The organism is Maribacter polysaccharolyticus, assembly GCF_028882255.1.
Classification (GTDB): domain Bacteria; phylum Bacteroidota; class Bacteroidia; order Flavobacteriales; family Flavobacteriaceae; genus Maribacter_A; species Maribacter_A polysaccharolyticus.
The window spans coordinates 1,049,599-1,070,772 of record NZ_JARBUY010000001.1; the positions used below are offsets into that span (position 1 = coordinate 1,049,599).

Annotated in this window: 18 protein-coding genes; 3 read left to right on the forward strand and 15 right to left on the reverse strand. The window is 37.5% G+C overall.

Features of this window, described 5'->3' with window-relative positions; translation table 11 throughout:
- Positions 1 to 718: 718 nt before the first annotated feature.
- The 14 genes from PHU20_RS04360 to PHU20_RS04425 form a co-directional block, all read right to left on the reverse strand.
- The gene (locus PHU20_RS04360; RefSeq protein WP_274824121.1) at positions 719 to 1,213 is read right to left on the reverse strand and encodes a DUF3347 domain-containing protein; all 495 of its coding nucleotides are present in this window, start codon (positions 1,211 to 1,213) and stop codon (positions 719 to 721) included.
- A 51-nt stretch (positions 1,214 to 1,264) separates the two neighbouring features.
- A complete protein-coding gene (locus PHU20_RS04365; protein ID WP_274824122.1) occupies positions 1,265 to 1,717 on the reverse strand; it encodes a heme-binding domain-containing protein in 453 nt (150 codons plus the stop codon).
- Positions 1,718 to 2,368, reverse strand: a complete 651-nt coding sequence (locus PHU20_RS04370) for a DUF3347 domain-containing protein (protein WP_274824123.1) — start codon at positions 2,366 to 2,368, stop codon at positions 1,718 to 1,720.
- 70 nt (positions 2,369 to 2,438) lie between these two features.
- Entirely contained in the window at positions 2,439 to 2,825 is a 387-nt protein-coding gene (locus tag PHU20_RS04375; RefSeq protein ID WP_274824124.1) for a DUF302 domain-containing protein, read from the reverse strand.
- A gap of 4 nt (positions 2,826 to 2,829) precedes the next feature.
- Positions 2,830 to 3,021 carry an SHOCT domain-containing protein gene (locus PHU20_RS04380; RefSeq protein WP_274824125.1) on the reverse strand — a complete coding sequence of 64 codons (192 nt, stop codon included), beginning with the start codon at positions 3,019 to 3,021 and terminating at the stop codon, positions 2,830 to 2,832.
- 12 nt (positions 3,022 to 3,033) lie between these two features.
- Entirely contained in the window at positions 3,034 to 4,332 is a 1,299-nt protein-coding gene (locus PHU20_RS04385; RefSeq protein WP_274824126.1) for an APC family permease, read from the reverse strand.
- A gap of 2 nt (positions 4,333 to 4,334) precedes the next feature.
- Positions 4,335 to 6,716: a multicopper oxidase domain-containing protein gene (locus PHU20_RS04390; RefSeq protein WP_274824127.1), complete on the reverse strand. Its 2,382-nt coding sequence runs from the start codon at positions 6,714 to 6,716 to the stop codon at positions 4,335 to 4,337.
- Between the two features lie 623 nt (positions 6,717 to 7,339).
- Entirely contained in the window at positions 7,340 to 7,768 is a 429-nt protein-coding gene (locus PHU20_RS04395) for a hypothetical protein (protein ID WP_274824128.1), read from the reverse strand.
- Between the two features lie 7 nt (positions 7,769 to 7,775).
- On the reverse strand, positions 7,776 to 8,129 hold the full coding sequence (locus tag PHU20_RS04400; RefSeq protein WP_274824129.1) for a P-II family nitrogen regulator: 354 nt from the start codon (positions 8,127 to 8,129) through the stop codon (positions 7,776 to 7,778).
- Between the two features lie 79 nt (positions 8,130 to 8,208).
- The gene (locus PHU20_RS04405) at positions 8,209 to 8,748 is read right to left on the reverse strand and encodes a DUF3347 domain-containing protein (RefSeq protein ID WP_274824130.1); all 540 of its coding nucleotides are present in this window, start codon (positions 8,746 to 8,748) and stop codon (positions 8,209 to 8,211) included.
- Between the two features lie 26 nt (positions 8,749 to 8,774).
- Positions 8,775 to 10,625 carry an efflux RND transporter periplasmic adaptor subunit gene (locus tag PHU20_RS04410; RefSeq protein WP_274824131.1) on the reverse strand — a complete coding sequence of 617 codons (1,851 nt, stop codon included), beginning with the start codon at positions 10,623 to 10,625 and terminating at the stop codon, positions 8,775 to 8,777.
- 7 nt (positions 10,626 to 10,632) lie between these two features.
- Positions 10,633 to 11,880 (reverse strand): TolC family protein, encoded by a 1,248-nt coding sequence (locus PHU20_RS04415; RefSeq protein ID WP_274824132.1) that lies wholly within the window; start codon positions 11,878 to 11,880, stop codon positions 10,633 to 10,635.
- 10 nt (positions 11,881 to 11,890) lie between these two features.
- Positions 11,891 to 15,730, reverse strand: a complete 3,840-nt coding sequence (locus PHU20_RS04420) for an efflux RND transporter permease subunit (RefSeq protein WP_274824133.1) — start codon at positions 15,728 to 15,730, stop codon at positions 11,891 to 11,893.
- A 100-nt stretch (positions 15,731 to 15,830) separates the two neighbouring features.
- Positions 15,831 to 16,247, reverse strand: a complete 417-nt coding sequence (locus tag PHU20_RS04425; RefSeq protein WP_274824134.1) for an HYC_CC_PP family protein — start codon at positions 16,245 to 16,247, stop codon at positions 15,831 to 15,833.
- A gap of 497 nt (positions 16,248 to 16,744) precedes the next feature.
- On the opposite strand from PHU20_RS04425, the gene PHU20_RS04430 reads away from it, so the two are divergent.
- Together PHU20_RS04430 and PHU20_RS04435 are read left to right on the forward strand one after the other, a co-directional pair.
- On the forward strand, positions 16,745 to 18,979 hold the full coding sequence (locus tag PHU20_RS04430; RefSeq protein WP_274824135.1) for a TonB-dependent receptor family protein: 2,235 nt from the start codon (positions 16,745 to 16,747) through the stop codon (positions 18,977 to 18,979).
- Between the two features lie 174 nt (positions 18,980 to 19,153).
- Positions 19,154 to 19,843 carry a DUF6503 family protein gene (locus PHU20_RS04435; protein WP_274824136.1) on the forward strand — a complete coding sequence of 230 codons (690 nt, stop codon included), beginning with the start codon at positions 19,154 to 19,156 and terminating at the stop codon, positions 19,841 to 19,843.
- Between the two features lie 203 nt (positions 19,844 to 20,046).
- Here PHU20_RS04435 and PHU20_RS04440 read toward each other — a convergent pair whose 3' ends face one another.
- Entirely contained in the window at positions 20,047 to 20,325 is a 279-nt protein-coding gene (locus tag PHU20_RS04440) for a hypothetical protein (protein ID WP_338040876.1), read from the reverse strand.
- 262 nt (positions 20,326 to 20,587) lie between these two features.
- On the opposite strand from PHU20_RS04440, the gene PHU20_RS04445 reads away from it, so the two are divergent.
- Positions 20,588 to 21,007 carry an HYC_CC_PP family protein gene (locus PHU20_RS04445; protein ID WP_274824137.1) on the forward strand — a complete coding sequence of 140 codons (420 nt, stop codon included), beginning with the start codon at positions 20,588 to 20,590 and terminating at the stop codon, positions 21,005 to 21,007.
- Positions 21,008 to 21,174: the final 167 nt, after the last annotated feature.

Below are 21,174 nucleotides of genomic sequence, written 5' to 3' on the forward strand. Positions count from 1 at the left end.
TCTTAATTGTGCCTGTCAAGGGAAGGGTATTAAACACTAACCATTAACTAAATATTCCCTTCCCAAAACAGGACTTTAACTTTGATAATATCATCTGGGTAGAAATGGATGACACTAAAAAATCAATTAATAACACTTTCTTACCCTACCCAGAAATTTATATTTCTATTACTTTTTCTTCATAAACATTTACCTTGTCAAAACAATTCGCCACAACTAAATCGTAAATTATAATAATGGTGAATTCCCACATCAACCAAAGGAGGTTTTTGAATTTCCTCTGAATAGGCCCAATAACCTATTCTTGTAGAACACATTTCTGTAATTATTGCTAACACCAATCCGATACTGAACAAGACCATAGTTTTTTAGATTTAGAATTCGAATCCCGAATATGTTCGTATAAAGCATTCCTAAGGCAAAAAACAGTAGCAATACAATGAGTAAAACACTACCTATGCTGGGGCATAGAATGAAATATGTTCCCAGTCATATTTAAAACCTGATCGAGAGGGGCCTGGGCAACTTCCCAAATAGAATTTACCGTAAACGCGGCAATGGCATTATTCAACACCTAAAAATCATTGGCCACAAGGTTCTGTTTTCCACTTTAGCATCTTCCACATTTTCAGTATATTTCTTTTACATAGACCTAGACCTGAATAGGGAAGGAATTAACTAACCTCTAATGACTCTCCCTCCCCTAACAGGGCTATTCCTATTCAATTACTTCAGCTACCTTACCGCAGTTAATCATATTAGCTCCATAATATGGATTCCTAATATCCTCAATCGAGGATAGCCAATGTGCTCCACTTCCAAATGCCATGGGACAAAAATCTTTATAGATCTTCCCAGACTTGATATGTCCTCTTATTAATCCTTCCACTGCATTACTTAATTCAGCAAAGGCCTTTCGTTGTACTTTTAAGTCAAAGGAATTGGCAATTCTTTTTGATGCCGTTAACGCCTCTTCCGAACCCTTGATTTTATCCAGGGCGTCGATTAGCATTATTGCTCCCTTTTGGGCATCTCCCGAATTTGAACCCACCAGGTCATTTTTGATATGTTCATAATGTTCGTAAACGGCAGCAAAATTGAGGTCGTTGAACTCTGGTGTCATTTTCATACCGGTCATGTCCATCTTGCTATGGTCATGATTCATTTTATCTTTTTCCTGCGCATTGGTACAAGCAACTGTGATTAGTAGCATAGCTGTCATATACATGTTTAAATTTATCATCATTACTATTTTTAATTTTTGTTACAAACTATCTTTCAATTGTGTTATCCATTTTATCACGATTTCTTTGTTTTTTTCTGAAAGTTGGGCATCGCTATGGATTAGCGTATAAGATGTGAGCGGCATTTCATCGTCCTCGATTTGGCTGATGATTGATTTCAACTTACTGTTTCTTCTTCTCGATGAATAGTTCCCCCATTCGTTAAAATTCAATTCTTTCTTACCATCCTCTACGTGGCCCTCCAAAAACCAAGCTACAGGCTGAACTTTGTTGTACCAAGGATAGTTTGTGTTGTTACTATGGCAATCATAACAAGAGGTTATTAAACTATTCTCGACTGGTTTAGGTACGTTATTCACAATCATAAAATCTGTTGTGGGCACTATGTCGCTCTGATTACGAGTGGTAGACACAAACTGGATACCCACCAACACTATCAGTAAAACCCATCCTATAACCTTTGCAATCTTCATCTAATTGATCTGCTTTTGAACACTACCACAAGTCACCATTTTACTTCCGTAGTAAGGATTCTTTATTTCTTTAGTAGCACTTAACCACTGGGCTCCCTTTTTATCATTGAACATTGGGCAAAAATCTTGATACAAGGTTTTTTTCGTTCCTGTAATGCTAATAAGGTCTATGACATCCTTGCTTAGGACATCAAAGTGTTCCCGTTGATGGTCAAGATGGCTTTTGGCGATATGCTCGGCATGTTCCGTTGCGTCTTCGATGATGTCGGTTAACTCTCCCTGCTGTTCTTTATCGAATTTGCTTTTATCAAAATTTTCAAGGGAACCCACCAATTTTTCACCAACTTTCGCCGCAGCTTCTTTATTATCGGCCACGAGCGCATTCTTTAGCTCCAGATAATCCCCGACAATTTGGGAAGACCTCATGGCATTTTTGTTCATGTCCATCATCTTATCGGATAATCCCATTTTATCGTGATCCATTGTTGAGTGGTCTTGAACACCATCGTCCAAGTGCCCATTTTCTTCCATTTGTTCGGTATGGTGCGCATCTTCGTTATTATTTTCTTTTTTGGTGTCCTTACACGATGTTGCCATTAAGGCAACTACTGCCATTGCCAATATTCCTGTTGGTATCTTTAATTTGCTCATTTTCTTCAATTTATGGATTAATCAATGTCAATAATTCCTAATCGTTTTCCATTTAGTAAAAATCTTTAACCTAAAGTTTCTCGATTACATTTTCCAGTTTTGCCGTAATTTCCTGAGCAATCTCAAATAATTTCTCATTTTCCACGGCTTGCATCGAAGCCATGGGGTTTACTGCGGCAACTTCTACGCAACTTTCCTCTATTTCCTGTACGATCACATTACATGGTAACATGGTACCTATTTTGTCTTCGGCCTCCAACGCTTGATGGGCATAGGGTGGATTACAGGCACCCAGTATCCTGTACTTCTTGAAATCGACATCAAGTTTCTTTTTCAAGGTTTCCTTGACGTCGATTTCAGTTAGAATTCCAAAACCTTCATTTTTTAGTGCTGATGTAACCCTTTCGATTACACTATTAAAATCTTCATTAAGCGTTTTGTTGAAATAATATTTCATAGTCTTAATTTTTAGAATTAATAATTCGTTTTTGTTCTTCGTATTCCTCTTTGGTAATTTCACCCCTCGCAAAACGGTAGTCCAAAATATCAATAGGAGTTTCTCTATTCCTCTTATTATTTCCATTCTTTCCCATATAGTAAAAAATTACTAAAGCTATCACAGCCAAGACTATAACCCACCAGTACATCATCATAATTAATATGTTTTAAATGTTATCGTTCTCTTTTAAAAACCATTTTTCCCCTGTAAAAACCAGCACCATAAATACTGCTGCCACGATTACTACAAATACATCGCTCGATGCCTTGATCCATAAAAACGCACCCAGAACTATAAGGTCAAGAATAATGGCAGTTACGATTACCCAGGTTTTTACCTTTATTTCTTTTCTAAGGTTTCTTAAGATACCCCAGTGGATTCCGATGTCCATAACTAAATATAGTATCGCTCCTAATGAAGCAATTCTCGTTAAGTCGAATAAGGCGGTTAAGGCAATAGCCAGGACTACCGTATAAATAAGCATATGTCTTTGAATACTTCCGGACATTCCAAAATGATTGTGTGGTATGAGATTCATTTTTGTAAGCATGGCTGTCATTCTGGAAACCGCAAATACACTGGCAACAACCCCAGAAATAGTAGCGACAATGGCTATACCTACCGTAAACCAAAGACCATACTTGCCAAATGCGGGTTTGGAAGCCTCTGCCAAAGAATAATCTTTAGCTTGAATGATCTCGCTGATCGATAGGTTGGAGGAAACGGCAAAAGCAACCAATAGATATATCAACGTGCAAATGGCCAACGAAATGATGATGGCCCTACCCACATTCTTATTCGGATTTACAATCTCGCCCCCGCTATTGGTTATTGTGGTAAACCCTTTATATGCCAATATGGACAATGCCAGAGCCCCTAAATAACTTGTAACGGGATACTCCGACAAATCGTTTGATGGAATAACTTCTCCAAAAGAAAAGCCGGCGGCCCAAAGACCCCCTATAGCAAAAATAGAAATGCCCCCGATCTTCAGTATTGCCATAGCCAAGGACGATTTGCCTATAACATTGTTACCCGAAATATTTATAAGGAAGGCCACAATCAAAAGCAAAACTCCAAGAACAGGTACCCAAACACTATTCTCGCCCACATCGAACAATTGCAAAGTGTACGACCCGAAGGTACGCGCAACCAAACTCTCGTTGATGACCATTGAGAACGCCATTAACAAAGCTCCGGAAGCAGTAAGTGCCCCTTTACCATAAATTTTCTTGAGATAAGTTGCAATACCCCCGGCGGATGGGTAAGCATTCGATAATTTGATATAGGAATAAGCACTAAAACCAGATATAATGGCACCCACCAAAAACGCAATCGGAAACCATTGACCTGAAAGCTCCGCTACTTGTCCCAACAACGCAAAAATACCCGCACCAATCATTACACCGGTACCTAGGGATACGGCACCGGTCAAACTCAAGCTATTTTTTTTATATTGTCCCATATTTAAAATCTTACCAAAAGTCCGCCCCCCCAACCATATCGATTATTGTAGTTAGCTTGGATTGAAAAATTGCGCGAAAGAATGTATGCAACCCCTACCAACCATTGTGTTTCGCTTTCAAAGGATTTGTTATTCTCTAAATCATTGACCCATCCAAAATCTGCTCTGTATTCGTATTCGCCTTCCAGAAAAATTCTTGGAAAAATCAAAAGTTCTCTGTCCAAACGTATTCTTGGGCGTAGCTGATGGTCCATACTCACATCTACATTAAATCTATAAGGCGTAAAATACTTTACACCAACCAATCCTACGGTATTAAATGTATCGTAAGAATCTGGTGTTGACGTTTCGGTATTTACTCCTGCATAAACACGTACCCAATCGTTCAGATACCTATTATAACTTATTTCGGCTTCAAGATTTTGGTCGTAATCGAACTCTGCTCTCAAACCAAATTCATTTCGGATATTGCTCGACGTTAAAAAGAGTTCATTAAAATTTGAACCTGCACGACCCAATCCCCACGAATAATAATGGTCTGTCTCATCGATGAGTTTCTGAACTGGATAATCTTTCATCCTTTCATCCCTTGGGGTATCATAACTGAACACTCTTGCCATACCACCCATCATATGATACAATACGTGACAATGAAAGAACCAATCACCATACTCCTCGTTATAAAATTCGATAACTACTTTTTGCATCGGTGGCACATTAACAGTATGCTTTAACGGTGAACGCTCTCCATTTTCATTGATGACCCTGAAGTAATGCCCGTGCAAGTGCATTGGATGGTGCATCATAGTTAAGTTATTCAATGTAATTCTGGTTACCTCACCTCCTTTTATATTTATCTTGTCGGTTTCTGATAATGGTACTCCATTCATACTCCATACATATCTCTGCATATTGCCTGTTAGGTTCAATAAAACATCATTTACGGGCAAATCGGCTTCGTAGGTAGTATTTTGTTTTGCCTTTAAAAAGTCATAGTTGAAATAGGTTTTTCGCTCTTCGTAATCAAACGAGGAAGTATCATTCTGCATCATTGGCATACTGTGTCTATGACCTTTCATTTTATCTGATGCTTCATTTTGATTCATTGACATCGAGTCCTTTTTCATCTGGTCACTTTCCATTGGTTTTTTATCATCCATTTTCATATCCATTTGGTCATTCATCTTGCCATCTTTCTTAGACATCTTATCGTGCTTCCCCATAATCATCTGACCGTCGTTCATATCCATCTTCATTCCATACTTCTGCATTAAAACTTCGGGGGTATTCTTTTTTTTGTTTCCCACCATTGCAGGTGCTCCCATTTTCATATCCATTTTAGCCATTTGCTTCATCATCGCTACTTTGTCCGGTCTGTCAATTCTTTTGGCCGGATAAAGAGTGCCATTACCTAATAGTATTGAGGTATGCCCAGAGCCATCTTGTGCCGTTGCCGTGACTTCCAAAGTACCGTCAGGTATGGTTACGATTACGTCGTAGGTTTCGGCAATACCAAATAGAAATCGGCTTTTGGATACGGGTTGCACATCAATACCATCACTGGACACCACCATTGGGTTTCCGCCACCAAAATCTATCCAAAAATAAGTAGATGCAGAGGCATTGATAAAGCGAAGACGTACTTTTTCGCCTGTCGTAAATTCAGGATACTCTGCCAGTTTTCTACCATTGGATAAAAATGCGGGATAGTAAATATCTGCAATATCAGCGCCCTCCATACGGTCTCTCCAAAATTTAAATTGAGCACCAAAGGCACCTTCTGAAATGACTCTACTTAACGGAACTGCTGTGCCTTTTTTAACTTGATACCACTCGTTTCCTCTTTTGAGGTTTCTTAATGCATTCATTGGTTTTTCATTCGTCCAATCAGAAAGAACAGCGACTAAATCTCTATCATATTCCAATGTTTTTTCTTTTGGCTGAATGACTATGGCACCATAAACTCCCTTTTGCTCCTGCAACATAGTATGGGAATGATACCAGTACGTACCTGATTGGTTGATAGGAATTTTATACTGAAATGTTGTACCTGGTTTTATTGGAGGTGTTGTTAAATATGGAACGCCATCATAAAAGTTGGGCAACAACAACCCATGCCAATGTACGGATGTTTCCTCGTCCATTTTATTGGTCACGTTTATCACCGCATATTCTCCTTCGGTAAATTCCAAAACAGGACCAGGAATGCCCCCATTGATGGTCATTGCCTTAACATCCTTACCTGTAAAATTGACGGTTTCATAATCTATTGTCAAATCATATTCATGTACAGGAAGATTATCCACATTTCCTTCCACGGATTGTGCGGATATGTAACTTAGTGGTGTTATCAACAAAATAATCAGGTATTTTAAATTGTTCATTTTTAATTTTTTAAATTTATAATCAAACGAAAATAATGATCCAATTGCCCATTCCTTAACTCATTCCATCTTTTTACTAACTCTTTATACACTTTAAAATCGGAGACTTATATTTGGAATCCTTCAATAAATTCGATTGGGTTGTACCATGGTTTTAATTGCTGCCCCTGAATCTCCTGAACCTTGTTAAATTGATAGTTACCGTTTCACAACTATTGCTTGAAATCTACCCCGTATCGGCCACTTGCTGTCCCATTCTCTAATTATTCCCAACCTTATTCCCTTCTTCATAGTTATCCGTTATTGTTTCATTATCATAGGCCTGGCTTTCTGTAAAAGGCTTTGCGCTCCTAGAATGTTGACGAAGAAATCCCTGCTTTTCCCCTAGGTATAGCGAAATACCAAAGACAATTATACCAATACCCAATGCCCACCAGTACATTTACAATTAGTTTTTATTAATTAATTTTTTTCTATGTATTACCTACAACCTGAATTCATCAACACTGCATTCATTATATAAGCTCTTACATTAAAAAATAGTAATTAGCACAGCATTAATTACATTCACTACTTTAAAATCGCTATGAATATCCGCTCAACCATTCACTAAACTCAACTTTTCAATTATTTAAAGTTTCTTTATAGTTTAAAAAATTCTGCTCTGATTCAAAATATGCAACATCACCCTCATCTTTCATCAATACTATATAGGCTTCCGTTTTATCAATAGGTTTTTTGCTAAACGGATCAATACCGACACGTGCACTCTCATTATTGTTTAGTGTACCGACACACATTTCGCAACATCCATAATAGGTCTTGCCATTTACCAGAACAGGGATTTGAGGCTTGGCCATATAAGCATTGTTTACCATACATACTAAATCGTCGGGTACTTGGGAACCTACTTTATACCCCGAGGAAGGTTCTTCATTTGTTTCAACACTTGTTTCGACAATAGGTTTTTGGACCTCCATTTTTTTTGTGTCGGTTTTGCAACTCATTAGTGTAATTGTCATTAATACGCCAGTAATCAATTGTTTTTTCATTATATTTTTATTTATGGGAATGTATGGTATTTCCATTATTACGCTCCCCGGTTTTGATTTTAACACTATAATCAACACTACTCACATAGATCAGACCATCACCACTTTTGCCTGTATGGGCATGTTCCCTCAAGACATTGATGATTTTTTCTGTTTCTTGCTTGTTACATACGATTTCTATTTTTATGATGCTATGGTGTAAAAAAGGAAAGTTCAAACTTGGAAATTCAGTTTCCGGATCTATATAATCCCCTACACCCTCTCCTTCAAAAACCGTAAAACAGCAGAAGTGTTCTTTTTTAAGTCCTTTGGCTACTTTAGTTAGCATTTCTTTACGGATAAGCGCTTTGATTTCTTTCATTTTATTAACTGTTTAGATTAATAAGCTGGCTTAAAAACGACTTTAAGAATGATTTATAAACCAGCCTATTCTATACTAATTACATAGCATGAAACGTTTCTTTTACACTACCGCAGCTTGCCATGGCTTTATCCATATAAGGATTTACAATTTTACTTGAATTGGAAAACCAATACGAGCCACCATCCTTAGCCATTGGACAAAACGTTTTATATATTTCACCTTCAACAATATTACCCTTCAGTAAAGGTTCGAATGCTGTTGTAAGTGATGAAAACATAATACGCTGATCCTTGATGTTGGAGGTTGATGCCATTTCTGCCGCTACTTTTTCCGCTTCCCCAGCTTTAACATATTTCTCTAAGATCGCAACAAGCATTTTAGAGCTTTCTTTTGCTTTTTCTGAGTTGGCTTCAACCAAGGCTTTGTTGATCATTGTATAATGCATATAGGCTTTGGTAAGGTTTTTATCGTTTAACTTTACCATTTTGTCGTTATAATCCATCATTGCATGATCGTCCTGTTGCTTATTCATCTTGCTGTGATCGTGTTGTGCATGTGTGAAACTCGATACGCTAACCATAAAAGCGATCATTACTACTGATTTTAAATTTTTCATCTGTTTTTGTTTTTAAAAAGTTTTTATTATTTTATAATTACTGCTTTTGTGTCACCACAGGTTAGCATTTTAGCCCCTAAATAAGGATTTTTAATAGCTTCATCAAGGCTTAACCAATAGGCGCCATTGTTGTTGTCGGCCATAGGGCAAAATTGTTCATACACTTTTTGATTAACCCCAAATAGCTTTACTCCTTTTGATAAATGCGCTGATAAATGCTTGAAATGGCTGCGTTGTTCTACTATATCCGAAATTTCTGAAATGGAATTTGCCGATCCCAAAATTTCTTTTGAAATTGTCATCCAGTGGTTATGTGCTTTATGGTCGGTCAATTGCTTCATGTCCACCTTTTTCATGGCACTCAACAATGTTTTAGCCAATGTACTGGCAGCACCGCTATCATCACTTACAAAAGCATCTTTTAATTCAATGTAAGCGTTGAATACCTGTTCTAATTGACCTTTAAACGTATCTGTTGTTGTGATTCGCTGGTTCATATCAGTATGATCTGTTTCAGCTTCCATTGTAGTATTGCTCATATCCATTTGAGAATGATCGACACCATCTTCGCTCTCACCTTTATCCATTTTCATTCCACCATGGTTATGACCAGTATTTACCTTGCCTCCCTCAGGGTTCATCATGCTTCTTTGGCCCAATAATTGAGCAGAAGCATCTATTCTGAACACACCATTTGTGGCAACAATTTCACCTTCTTCCAAGCCGTCAGCAACACTATAAAACTGGCCCATATCCTGCCCCAGCTCTATTTCCCTATATACGAACGAAATGGTTTTGTCGTGTGGTACTTTTACGTAAACCACAGCACGTTTTCCGGTCCAAAGTACTGCCGATTTTGGTATGACAATGGCATTCTCCATATCTTTCATTTTTGCGCGAATGATACCGCTTGCATACATTTCAGGCAGGAGCTTGTTCCCAGGATTATTTACCTCAACACGTACTTTGGCAACTCGTGTGCTAGGTGATACAAAAGGATCAACGTAGGTTACTCTACCTTCAAAGGTTTTGCCTGGGATGGCCTGTATAGTAAAACTTACCTTATCATTAATGTTTATCCACGGTATATCGGCTTCATAGGCTTCGAACATGACCCAAACAGTGCTTAAGTTTGCTATATCAAATAAATTTCCACCTGCCATGACATAATCGCCAACCTCGACATTGCGCTTCATAACATAGCCCGAATGATCGGACAAAATATCAATTTGCTCCTGTACATTTCCGGTCGCTTCAATGGCATCAATTTGCTTATCGGATAGCTTCCATAATTTTAATTTATTACGTGATGCCTTATAAAGCTGTGGGTATATATCTTTAGATTTAATCGCTTCAAACAATTCTTTTTGTGCGGAAATTAATTCCGGTGAATAAATACGCACAATTTTTTGACCAGCATATACTTTTTCACCCGTAAAATTCAAGTATAATCGTTCTATACGACCAGGAATGTGGGAAACTTGAGAATACAACCGACGTTCATCAGGTTTTACCCTGCCCAGTAATCGTATTTCTTTACTAGCACTAGCTTTTTCAACTATTGTGGTTTGTATATTTGCCAACTGATACGCCTCTTCGTTCATAACGATTTCGTTGGCTGCAATGTTTTCTGAAGAACTGTCCTCTTCTACCAATGGAATGAGTTCCATCCCACAAATTGGGCAATTTCCAGGTTCTTCCAATTTAATTTGTGGGTGCATGGAACAGGTCCATAAACCTGTTTCTTTGTCTTGAACATATTCATGTTCACCATCTGCATGTGTTGGTTCTGAACTTCCCCCGGAAAACACGTTTCCTAAAATAATTCCGATAATTAAAATACCGGCTGCTATGATATAATTTTTATATTTTTTCATATTTTTTTTATTTTCCTATTAAATAATCCATAAATGCTACTGCTGCATTTTTATCAGTTAAAGCCTTTTGATATTCCAATTCGTATTTGAGCATTTGTCGTTCTATACGCAATACTTCTTCAAAATCTTTAGCGTTTGTAGAGTATGATGTAATCAATATGTCCAATACTTTTTTGGCTATTTCAGACTGCCGTTTGTTTAATGCAATTCGACGATCGCCATCGTTAAAATCTTTATTTATATTTTCATAAACTGAACTTAAGGTATTCTTTTTATCCACTTTTCTGGAAATTTCGGCTTCTTGCAAATATTGTGCTTCCTTGATCAAGGCTTTATATTTTTTACGATATAAGGGAATTGTAACACCCACAGATGGAAACATAAACGCATCTTTACCGTTTTCTGCAACCGAAGAACCTGCGTTCTCACCAACAACGGTATAACCAAGACCAATATTGAATTTTGGCAAACCTTGTTTTTTTGCGACAACTTCTTGGTTTACAAATGCATTGAGTTTATGCTCTATACTTTTTATTTGATGGTTTGATGCATAAATCTCATCGAGCATTTTTAATTGATCCAAAGGAATATCTTCCTGCCACAATACTTCCGGAATTACAATTTCGGAAGTATCATCTATATCCAGCAGGTTATTGAAGTTTACTTGTAAGGCATCCTTGGTGTCCAAAAACAGAGCTAATTGATTTTCCAGGTCGTTCAGCTCCAATTCTACACGCAGCTCGTCAACAATAGAGGCTGTTCCAGCCTCAATCTTGACCAATGATAAGCGCTTAAAGACTTCTAGGATTTCAATATTCTCTTTTGTTATTTCAATAGCCTTTTCAATAAAATAATAGTTATAATAGGCAGTTTTTACTTCAAAGAAAATATTTGATTTTGTGTTTTCAAAGTCTTCATATTTAGCTTTTGCCATTTCGGTGGCAACATCTTCCTGTGCACTCAAGAGTCCGAACCACGGAAAGCTTTGTGCTAAATTAAAAGTTGCCCTTTGCGGACCAACCCTTGTTTCCGGCGATTGGATAAAATATCCAAAGGCAACAGTTGGATCCGGTAAAGCACCCACTTGAGGCACTTTTTCCATAGCAGCCATATAATCGTTGAATTTTGCTTTTAGTGCAGGATTATTATTGGCTGCGATTTCCAGATAGTTATTCAGATTTTCTTGACTAAAGCTGCTTATAGTAAGCATCAAAACTAGACTCAAGAAAAGGTATTTATTAGTTTTAGTTTTCATCTTTCAAAATTTAAGCATTGCTTTGTTTTAATTGTTTTTTTAGCCCCTTTTCTTTCCACATACTGTACAGTACAGGCACCACAAACATGGTCATTACCTGTAACAGCATACCACCAAATGTAGGTATCGCCATTGGTATGACTACATCAGCACCTTTACCAGTTGCTGTTAGAACCGGGATTAGAGCAATTATAGCTGTTGCAGCAGTCATCATTGCTGGACGAACTCTTTTGGAACCTGCAATTAAAACTGAGGATCGAATACCTTCAATTGTAGTCGGTTTTTTTTCATCAAACACCTGAGTTAAATAGGTCCCCATAATAACCCCATCGTCGGTAGCAATACCAAATAAAGCTATAAACCCGACCCAAACGGCAACACTTAAATTAATTGTATGCAGTTGAAACAAGTCTCGCATATGAACTCCGAAAACTTCAAAGTTTAAGAACCAACCTTGTCCATACAACCAAATCATAAGAAAACCACCAGAAAATGCCACGAAAATTCCCGAGAATATCATTAATGAAGGAATCAACGATTTGAATTGGAAATACAAAATCAGCAGAATTAGAATCAATGAAATTGGTACAACAATCATTAAACGCTTTGAAGCCCGGATCTGATTTTCATAATTTCCTGTAAAACGATAGGTTACACCATCGGGCAAAGAAAATTCACCACTCTCCATTTTTTGCTCGATAAGGGCTTGTGCATCTTCAACCACATTGGTTTCGGCATAGCCTTCTTTCATATCAAAAATCACATATCCCGTTAAAAAGGTATCCTCACTTTTAATCACCTGTGGGCCCCTAACATATTCAATTGAAGCCAACTCACCCAGTTCTACTTGAACCCCTGCCGGGGTTGGAATCAATATCTTTTTAATATCGTCCGGATTGTCCCTAAACTCCCTAGCATATCGCACACGTACGGGGAATCGTTCCCTACCTTCAACCGTTGTGGTCAATTGTTTTCCCCCTATGGCTACCGATAGCTGCATTTGCATATCTTTAATGGTCAATCCGTAGCGCGACATGGCTTGTCGATTCAAATTTATCTCCAAGTACGGTTTCCCTACCACTCTGTCAGCAAACACTGTTGGCGGATTAACACTTGGAACTTCTTTCAAAATATTTTCCAGTTCAAACCCAACTTTCTCAATTACTTCCAAAGTCGGGCCAAACACTTTAATACCCATTGGAGCGCGCATGCCTGTTGCCAACATAATCAAACGGGTTTGAATGGGCTGCAGTTTTGGAGCGGACGTTAATCCAGGGAATTTGGCATGTTTGACAATTTCATTCCATATATCGTCTGGCTTTTTTATATGTTCACGCCATTGCCTGAAATTTTCCCCATCATCATCCGGTATGAGTTCTTCTCTGGATATTTTTCGAAACTCGTCCGTACCATATTTATAGGTTGTACCATCTTTTAATACAAAAGCATCATGCTCATTTACTTTAAACCGTACCCTGTGCCCATCTTCATCCAAAATATACTCTGGCACATAATTAATGGTATTTTCATACATAGAGGTTGGTGCAGGGTCTAATGCAGAATTTACACGCCCCCATTTCCCAACTGATGATTCAATTTCAGGAATGGTCATCACATGCCTATCGACACTGGCGATAACTTCCATGTTTTCAGAAATTCCAGAGTGCGGCATAGTGGTAGGCATTAACAAGAACGAGCCTTCATTTAAGGCAGGCATAAATTCTTTACCAATTCCCGGAAATGATTTTTCTATACTCGCCCAAGCCTTTGTGTCTTTTACAAAATCTGGCATAAAGCCAAACACATTGCCAATACCCATCCAAATAGTAACACCAAAAACAACTAAAAAAATTGGTATAGTTAAAAACTTCCATTTGTTATTCAAACACCAAACTAAAATTCTTTTATAGAAATGTACTATAGTCATTAAAAAGCCTAAAACAAGACCAATTACAACTATAACAAATATAAAGTTGACAAAAGTTGAATTTGAAACCCCTAACGGCATCCATTCAATGGTTAAAAAATAAACCAATATTATTATGGTTATGGCTATGTTTATGTAATTTCCTAATTTTTCAGAATATGGTAATTTTAATTTCCCGTTGAAGAAACTTTGCTCTTTTACTTGTGTCAATAAATTATTAACACCAAACGCTATTAATGAAATAGCTATAAGGCTTCCATATTTTATTAAAAAAACAATCCCGAAACCAATTAAAATACCATTGAATATTCTACTAGTTCTTTTTTTGTCAATTCTAATTGAAAACAAAACCTTTGCCAAGGCAGGGATAAACATAATTCCAATAAAAAGTGCAGATATTAATGCAAATGTTTTCGTCCATGCTAATGGTCTGAATAATTTTCCTTCAGAAGCCTGCATCGCAAAAACAGGAAGAAAACTTACGACTGTCGTAGCAAGGGCCGTAATAACTGCCGATGCTACCTCTACCGTTGCTACATATATAACCTGTATCAACTCTTTACCCTTAACTCCTTTGTTTTCTGGCATTTCCAAATGCCTAACTATGTTCTCGGTAAAAACGATACCGACATCGACCATTACCCCTATAGCAATAGCAATTCCGGAAAGAGCAACAATATTGGCATCTACACCAAAATACTTCATTAATATAAAGGTCATCAACACCCCTATTGGTAATAAAGTAGAAATTAATACCGAGGCTCTTAAATTTAACACGAGTATGATAACTACCAGAATACTAATCAATATTTCATGTGAAAGTGCAGATTCTAAGGTTCCCAATGTTTCCTGAATTAAACCAGAGCGATCATAGAACGGTACAATTGTTACTTTTGAAACGGTACCGTCTTCAAGTGTTTTTGATGGCAGTCCAGGTGCCACTTCCTTAATTTTAGCTTTAAGATTTTGAATTACTTCCTGCGGGTTGGCACCATAACGTGCCACGGCAACACCTCCTACAGCTTCCACACCACTTTTATCCAGACCTCCTCTACGAGTGGCAGGCCCGAATTGTATTTTAGCAACGTCCTTTAAACGTATTGGGACATTATCCCGAACCGTAACCACACTTTCCTCAAGATCACTTAAATTTTTAATATACCCCAAACCTCTTACCAGATATTCAGCTCTGTTAAACTCTAATGTACGTGCGCCAATGTCGAGATTACTGTTTTTTACAGCGTTCATTATTAATTTAACGTCCACATTGTTGGCCTTCATTGCATCAGGATCTATCTCGATCTGATACTCTTTTAGGAAGCCTCCAATGGAAGCAACTTCTGCAACACCACTTGCAGCCGTTAAATAATAACGTACATAAAAATCCTGTATGGTTCTTAATTCGTGTGGATCCCAACCTCCTGTTGGTTTGCCGGTTTTAGCGTCTCTACCTTCTAAGGTATACCAATACACTTGCCCTAAAGCTGTTGCATCCGGCCCAAGTGCTGGAGTAACTTCATTAGGTACAGTGCCTGGTGGTAGGGAATTTAATTTCTCAAGGATTCGGGTTCTACTCCAGTAAAAATCGACATCGTCTTCAAAAATGATATAAATGCTGGAAAGCCCAAAAATGGAATTACTTCTAATGGTCTTTACACTGGGTATCCCAAGTAATGCCGTGGTCAATGGGTAGGTGATTTGATCTTCAATATCTTGGGGCGATTGTCCCATCCATTCGGTAAAGACAATTTGTTGATTTTCACCAATATCCGGTATGGCATCAACTGGCACAGGGTTTCGTTCTATCAATGAGGTTTCCCAGTTAAATGGGGCTGTTATAATTCCTCCAACAATAAAGGCAAGGAGCAACATAAATGTTATCAACTTATTTTCAAGAAAATAACGGATTGTTTTATTTAGCATACTAATGATTATTAAATAATTGGAAATTCAGGTTGAAAAATCAACAAAAAAATGCCTATAACATTTATATGTTAGGCTTATGAATTCAATTATTTAATAATCAAATGAGGAAAGTCTGATCAAGGACTTGCACGTCCCTAACCAGTAGAGGTGAAGAATAATCCTTAAAAGGAACGATATTTGAATCGAGTCCCTCATAAAGATTTATGTAAGAATAAATAAAGGAAACAACAAAAAGTTGTTGTTCCATATTAAATTTTTCAAAGGAAATTTTCAGGTCGTCTTGACCATTAATGGATAAAGTTTCATTGCTACAGCAATTTTTCTGAGTAAGATCACATTCACCGGAATCGGAAGATTGCTGTACATCCATACCACAAGAATCTGCTTTACCATACAGTGATGAATCTACTAAAATATCACCACAATAATGATTTTCAATCGTAAAAGAGAACGTTGAAAGAAGCACAATAAGTGCCATTAAAAAAGATGATATTTTGGTAAAAAACTTCTTCATTAGATATGCAAAGTTATAAAAAATTTGATACAAGAAGTTCCTTTAACATTATTTTAGGGTCAAATGAAATGGTATACAATCGAATTGTCTTCCTGGATTTACTTGATGACCTGAATATTTTCCACTAGATTTTAGATGCCTTTCTGTGGGTTTTCATAGTCGAACCCTGTTGATTCGTAAACTTGCATTTTCAAAAGGATTTCAAGTTTAGTGTGAGTTGCCTATTTGACAATCGTTTCTTAGATGGAGCTTACAAATAGGGCATTCCTTTCAGGTCGAAACTATTTATTAAACTAATTTGAAGCAGGTGCTTGTACAATTTTAAAAGGAATTTTTTAAGTGACTGGATTTATGACAAAGGGTCGCATTAATTTAGAATTAAAATAATTCTGCTGATAAAAACAAGAAAATTTTAAGAAAGATTTTAAATAATTTTTTTTGTTTAAAAAGTATATTTAGGTTTGTACTTATTTTTATTAAATCTAAATAAATATAAAATGAATAAGTTCTTGTTCTGGAACATTGCCGTATTACTGGTATCCCAAGCTTGCGTATCCCAACAGAAGGAAAGGGTAAAGGATTCAGTTACAACGAAAATCGAAATGCTAAAGGAGGTGATAGTAAGTGGGAGCGTAATCCTGGGGAGTGAATTCGAGGCAAGGAACAGGACCGGATCAGCACAATTTATATCTGAAAAGGAACTACAAAGATTTGGTTACACTGATATCAATCGAACATTGAAAAGAATTCCAGGTGTTAATATATATGAGGAGGATGGCTTCGGTCTGAGACCCAATATCAGCTTAAGGGGCACATCTCCTGAAAGGAGTGCAAAAATTAACTTGATGGAAGATGGGGTACTGATTGCACCTGCTCCTTACAGTGCCCCTGCGGCCTACTACTTTCCTACTTTGGGCAGAATGCAGGCCTTGGAAATTTTAAAGGGAAGCAGTCAGATCCAATACGGCCCAAATACTACAGGGGGAGCGATCAATATGATATCTGCACGCATTCCGTCTCAATTTGGAGGCAAGGTCGCCATCTCAGCTGGTAATTTCAATTCAAGGAACACACAAGTTGTTCTCGGTAATAATTATGGAAATTTTGGATTCGTAAGTGAGTACTACAATTATAATTCCGATGGTTTTAAAAATCTGGATGGTGGGGGAAATACGGGTTTTGATAAATCGGACTACTTGGCAAAATTCAGAATAAACACAGATAAGGAAGACAAAATCTACCAATCGCTTCAATTCAAAATTCAATTTTCCGAGGAAAAGGCCAATGAAACCTATTTGGGCCTGACCGATAGTGATTTTAGGAAAAATCCATATCGAAGATATAGGGCATCTTCCGAGGATGTTATGGATACGGAGCATCGGCAGTATCAATTGACGCATTTTCTAGAACTTTTCCCTAAACTTAGTATCAGTACTACTGGATACCTTAACAAGTTTAAACGTAATTGGTATAAATTGGACGATGTTACCCTAGGAGAGCGAGTTGGAATAAATGAGGTGCTCTCGGATCCTGGAACATATGATATGGAATATGGTGCATTACTGGGAAATGATGATACAGCAGCCGATGTTTTTGGAATAAAGGCCAATAACAGGGAATACAGTTCCAAGGGAATACAGTCTATTGCCAGATTCCGTTGGGGCTCGGATTGGTTGCAAAGCCTAGAGTTTGGGGTAAGGTACCACACAGACGAGGAGGATAGATTCCAATGGATAGACAGATATGCCATTTCAAATAATGAACTTATACCTACGACTGTGGGAATCAAAGGAACCAATGCAAATCGAATCAGCAAGGCGAAAGCATTTGCGGCATACACCATGTACAAATTAAATATTGGCAGATTTACCTTAACCCCCGGACTTCGTTATGAGAACATAACTATGGGGAGATTAGATTATGGGAGCAATGATTCCGCGAGATCGGGTACGGAGCTTTCCGAGCGATCCAACAGGGTGGATGTGTGGATTCCAGGCATGGGGGCAAATTATACTTTTACCAATTATTTATCGGTTTTCGGCGGGATACACAAAGGGTTTTCTCCTCCTGGAAACATCGATGGCCAGGATGTCGAAAAAAGCATAAATTACGAATTAGGAACCCGCTTTAACCGTATGGGAATTCGGGGTGAGGTCGTTTTATATTACAATGATTACCAAAACCTATTGGGCAGTGACCTTGCCGCTAGTGGGGGAACGGGAAGTCTGGATCAATTTAACGCTGGAGCCGTAAGGGTCAGTGGAGCGGAACTGCTATTGAGTTACAATCTCCTGGAGAAAACATCTAAAAAATTAGGACTACCTTTATCCTTTACTTACACCTTGACGGATACCGAATTTCTCAGCTCCTTTGAAAGTGATAATGATATCTTTGGGGCGGTAACCGCAGGTGATGAAATACCATATATTTCTAAACACCAAATCAATTTGAACCTTGGAATGGAACATGAGAAATTTACCCTCGATTTGGGTGCACGTTACACGGATGCATTCAGAACGCTGGCCGGCACAGGTACGATCTCGCCAAATCTAAAGGTGGAATCCAATTTTGTTATCGATATATCCGCGCGATATTTTTACAATGAATACTTTGCATTCTCCATGAATATTATAAATCTATTGGATGAAGTCTACGCGGTGTCAAGGGTTCCTGCAGGCTTAAGACCTGGTCATCCTTTTGGAATCATTTTTTCAATAGCACACGAGTTTTGAGATTAGAAGAATACTCCAAGGCATTGATAGAATTTAGACTTAAACGTTAAAAGTAATCAAATTGGAAAATTTCTTAATAATTAAAAAACTACGTAACCTATGCAATCAATCAAGTATCGCACATACCTTTCGTTTGGTATCTTTCTAGTATCATATTTTTTGCCAAACGCAGTAGTGGCACAACAAGAAATTGTAACGATGGCCATCGAGGTTTCTGGGACCGCGAAATTGAAAAATGCAGAAGCCTCCTTTACCTTTCGCGATAACAGCTATAAATACAAAAGAAACAAAGGACGATTTGAATACACAAGAATCGGCAAGAAGATAGATGGCACCAAAATACGGGATGTCTATACCAACGAAGGGCTCTTCCGTTATGTGGATGACACCATGGTTGCACTTACCGAGAAAAGAAAGAAGGCCTTTACAAATTCTGTCAATTCGGTAATTTATTTTGCATTTCTTCCTTTATGGCTCAAAGACCCTGCGGTGATACTTGAAAATAAGGGAATATCGAAAATCAAAGGCAAGGAGTACCATAAAATACGCGTCACTTTCAAGCAAGAGAGTGGTGGCGATGATTTTGAGGATGTATTTTTATACTGGTTTGATGTTCATGATTACCGCATGGATTACCTTGCATATAAATATTTTACCGACAAAGGCGGAATACGGTTCCGTGAAGCTTATAACCAACGTACAGTTAACGGCGTTACTATACAGGACTATCGTAACCTACAACCCAAAATCAAAGGAAGTATTGATTTTGAACATATTGATAAAGCCTTTGAAAATGATAAATTGGAAGAACTGTCCATTATTGGATTAAAAAAAGTAAAAATAGCATCCATTCCAAAAACTTAACCTTTATTTCTTAAAAAAGAAACAGTTTTTTGGACTCAACACCATGATGTTATTCATTCAAAAACTCGAAGTATGTTTCCAGTAAGTTCTGTTTGAAATATTTTCAAGGGATTGCTTGTGATGCTGTTTAACGGTTTTCCTGTCTGGTCAAACCGTGCACCGTGCGTAGAACAGTAATAGATGCCCCCATCATTCGAAATAAATCACACTTCCTCGGTCTGTTGATGGCTACAGATTTGGCTCGCCGCTACATACTGCCCCTCCAAGTTTTTTGCCACGACCACAAATTCCTTTAAAATAAATCCCCCATTATTCTGTAATGGCACACCTTCCTGAGAGTCAAGGTAAATGGTAAAATCAATTCCGGTAGAGACAGCAAGGCCCGTTTCTGCACTGTCTTCAGAACAACCATGAACGCAGGGAAAAACTATGGCAAATGCCGCACCAGCACCCAAACTCCGCAAAAACTGTTTTCTTTCCATAACAAAAACGATTTTAAAAAAGAACATTTCAATTTCTAAAATCGTATTGCTACTTACCAATAATTTCCTAAGAAAAGCTCATTGTTAATTCTGTGTGAAAATTTTTATGAACATGACAAATATCATGTCAAGGCCTTGTTAGCTATCCTATTTTTGTAGTTGAATGCCAAAAAATACATAACTATATAACTATATATCAGATAATTATAAACCGGGAATAACTAATATTCAGAGTTAAATAATTTTTAACTAACTTTATAATGTGAAAAAGTTTTTTACCAAAATACTATCTATCAGTTTGACTTGCGCCGTGCTCTTCACATCGACGGCGTTCACGGCAGATATGCATTTCTGTTGTAATAAATTGGTAGATGTAGCCGTATTTGGTAAAGCAAAACCCTGCAAAGATAAAATTCAGAAAGCAGAAAAATATTCAAAAAAATGTTCCTTCGACCAAAAAGATTGTTGTAGTAATAAGAGTTTTGTGAAGCAGGGAAATGACAACTTAAAGAAGGTTACTTTTGAACTGGGTGCAGAAAATTATGTTTTCTTACAAGCTTTTTTATACACCTATGTGAACCTTTTTGATGGGTTCGAAAATAAATTAGTTGCCTTTGTAAACTATAATCCACCTTGGATTGAGAAGGACATTCTTGTGCTTCACGAAACTTTCTTGATTTGATTTTTATTTAAGCAGATTATTGATTTAATAATCTGTACTTCCCCTTTAGCCAGTAATTGATTATTGGCTACCTCTTGTCGTACTCGTATTCTAACGACAGCCTATTCCGACCCCTATTAAAAAAAGGGATTTAACCTCTGTTCGGCTTTAATGCCAGGGAAAATCAA

Coding starts and splice junctions, on each gene's coding strand:
- PHU20_RS04385 (WP_274824126.1), bottom strand. CDS start 4,332: ATGGGACAATATAAAAAAAATAGCTTGAGTTTGACCGGTGCCGTATCC.
- PHU20_RS04395 (WP_274824128.1), bottom strand. CDS start 7,768: ATGAAAAAACAATTGATTACTGGCGTATTAATGACAATTACACTAATG.
- PHU20_RS04420 (WP_274824133.1), bottom strand. CDS start 15,730: ATGCTAAATAAAACAATCCGTTATTTTCTTGAAAATAAGTTGATAACA.
- PHU20_RS04390 (WP_274824127.1), bottom strand. CDS start 6,716: ATGAACAATTTAAAATACCTGATTATTTTGTTGATAACACCACTAAGT.
- PHU20_RS04365 (WP_274824122.1), bottom strand. CDS start 1,717: ATGAAGATTGCAAAGGTTATAGGATGGGTTTTACTGATAGTGTTGGTG.
- PHU20_RS04405 (WP_274824130.1), bottom strand. CDS start 8,748: ATGAAAAATTTAAAATCAGTAGTAATGATCGCTTTTATGGTTAGCGTA.
- PHU20_RS04400 (WP_274824129.1), bottom strand. CDS start 8,129: ATGAAAGAAATCAAAGCGCTTATCCGTAAAGAAATGCTAACTAAAGTA.
- PHU20_RS04415 (WP_274824132.1), bottom strand. CDS start 11,880: ATGAAAACTAAAACTAATAAATACCTTTTCTTGAGTCTAGTTTTGATG.
- PHU20_RS04370 (WP_274824123.1), bottom strand. CDS start 2,368: ATGAGCAAATTAAAGATACCAACAGGAATATTGGCAATGGCAGTAGTT.
- PHU20_RS04425 (WP_274824134.1), bottom strand. CDS start 16,247: ATGAAGAAGTTTTTTACCAAAATATCATCTTTTTTAATGGCACTTATT.
- PHU20_RS04360 (WP_274824121.1), bottom strand. CDS start 1,213: ATGCTACTAATCACAGTTGCTTGTACCAATGCGCAGGAAAAAGATAAA.
- PHU20_RS04380 (WP_274824125.1), bottom strand. CDS start 3,021: ATGATGATGTACTGGTGGGTTATAGTCTTGGCTGTGATAGCTTTAGTA.
- PHU20_RS04440 (WP_338040876.1), bottom strand. CDS start 20,325: ATGGAAAGAAAACAGTTTTTGCGGAGTTTGGGTGCTGGTGCGGCATTT.
- PHU20_RS04375 (WP_274824124.1), bottom strand. CDS start 2,825: ATGAAATATTATTTCAACAAAACGCTTAATGAAGATTTTAATAGTGTA.
- PHU20_RS04410 (WP_274824131.1), bottom strand. CDS start 10,625: ATGAAAAAATATAAAAATTATATCATAGCAGCCGGTATTTTAATTATC.
- PHU20_RS04430 (WP_274824135.1), top strand. CDS start 16,745: ATGAATAAGTTCTTGTTCTGGAACATTGCCGTATTACTGGTATCCCAA.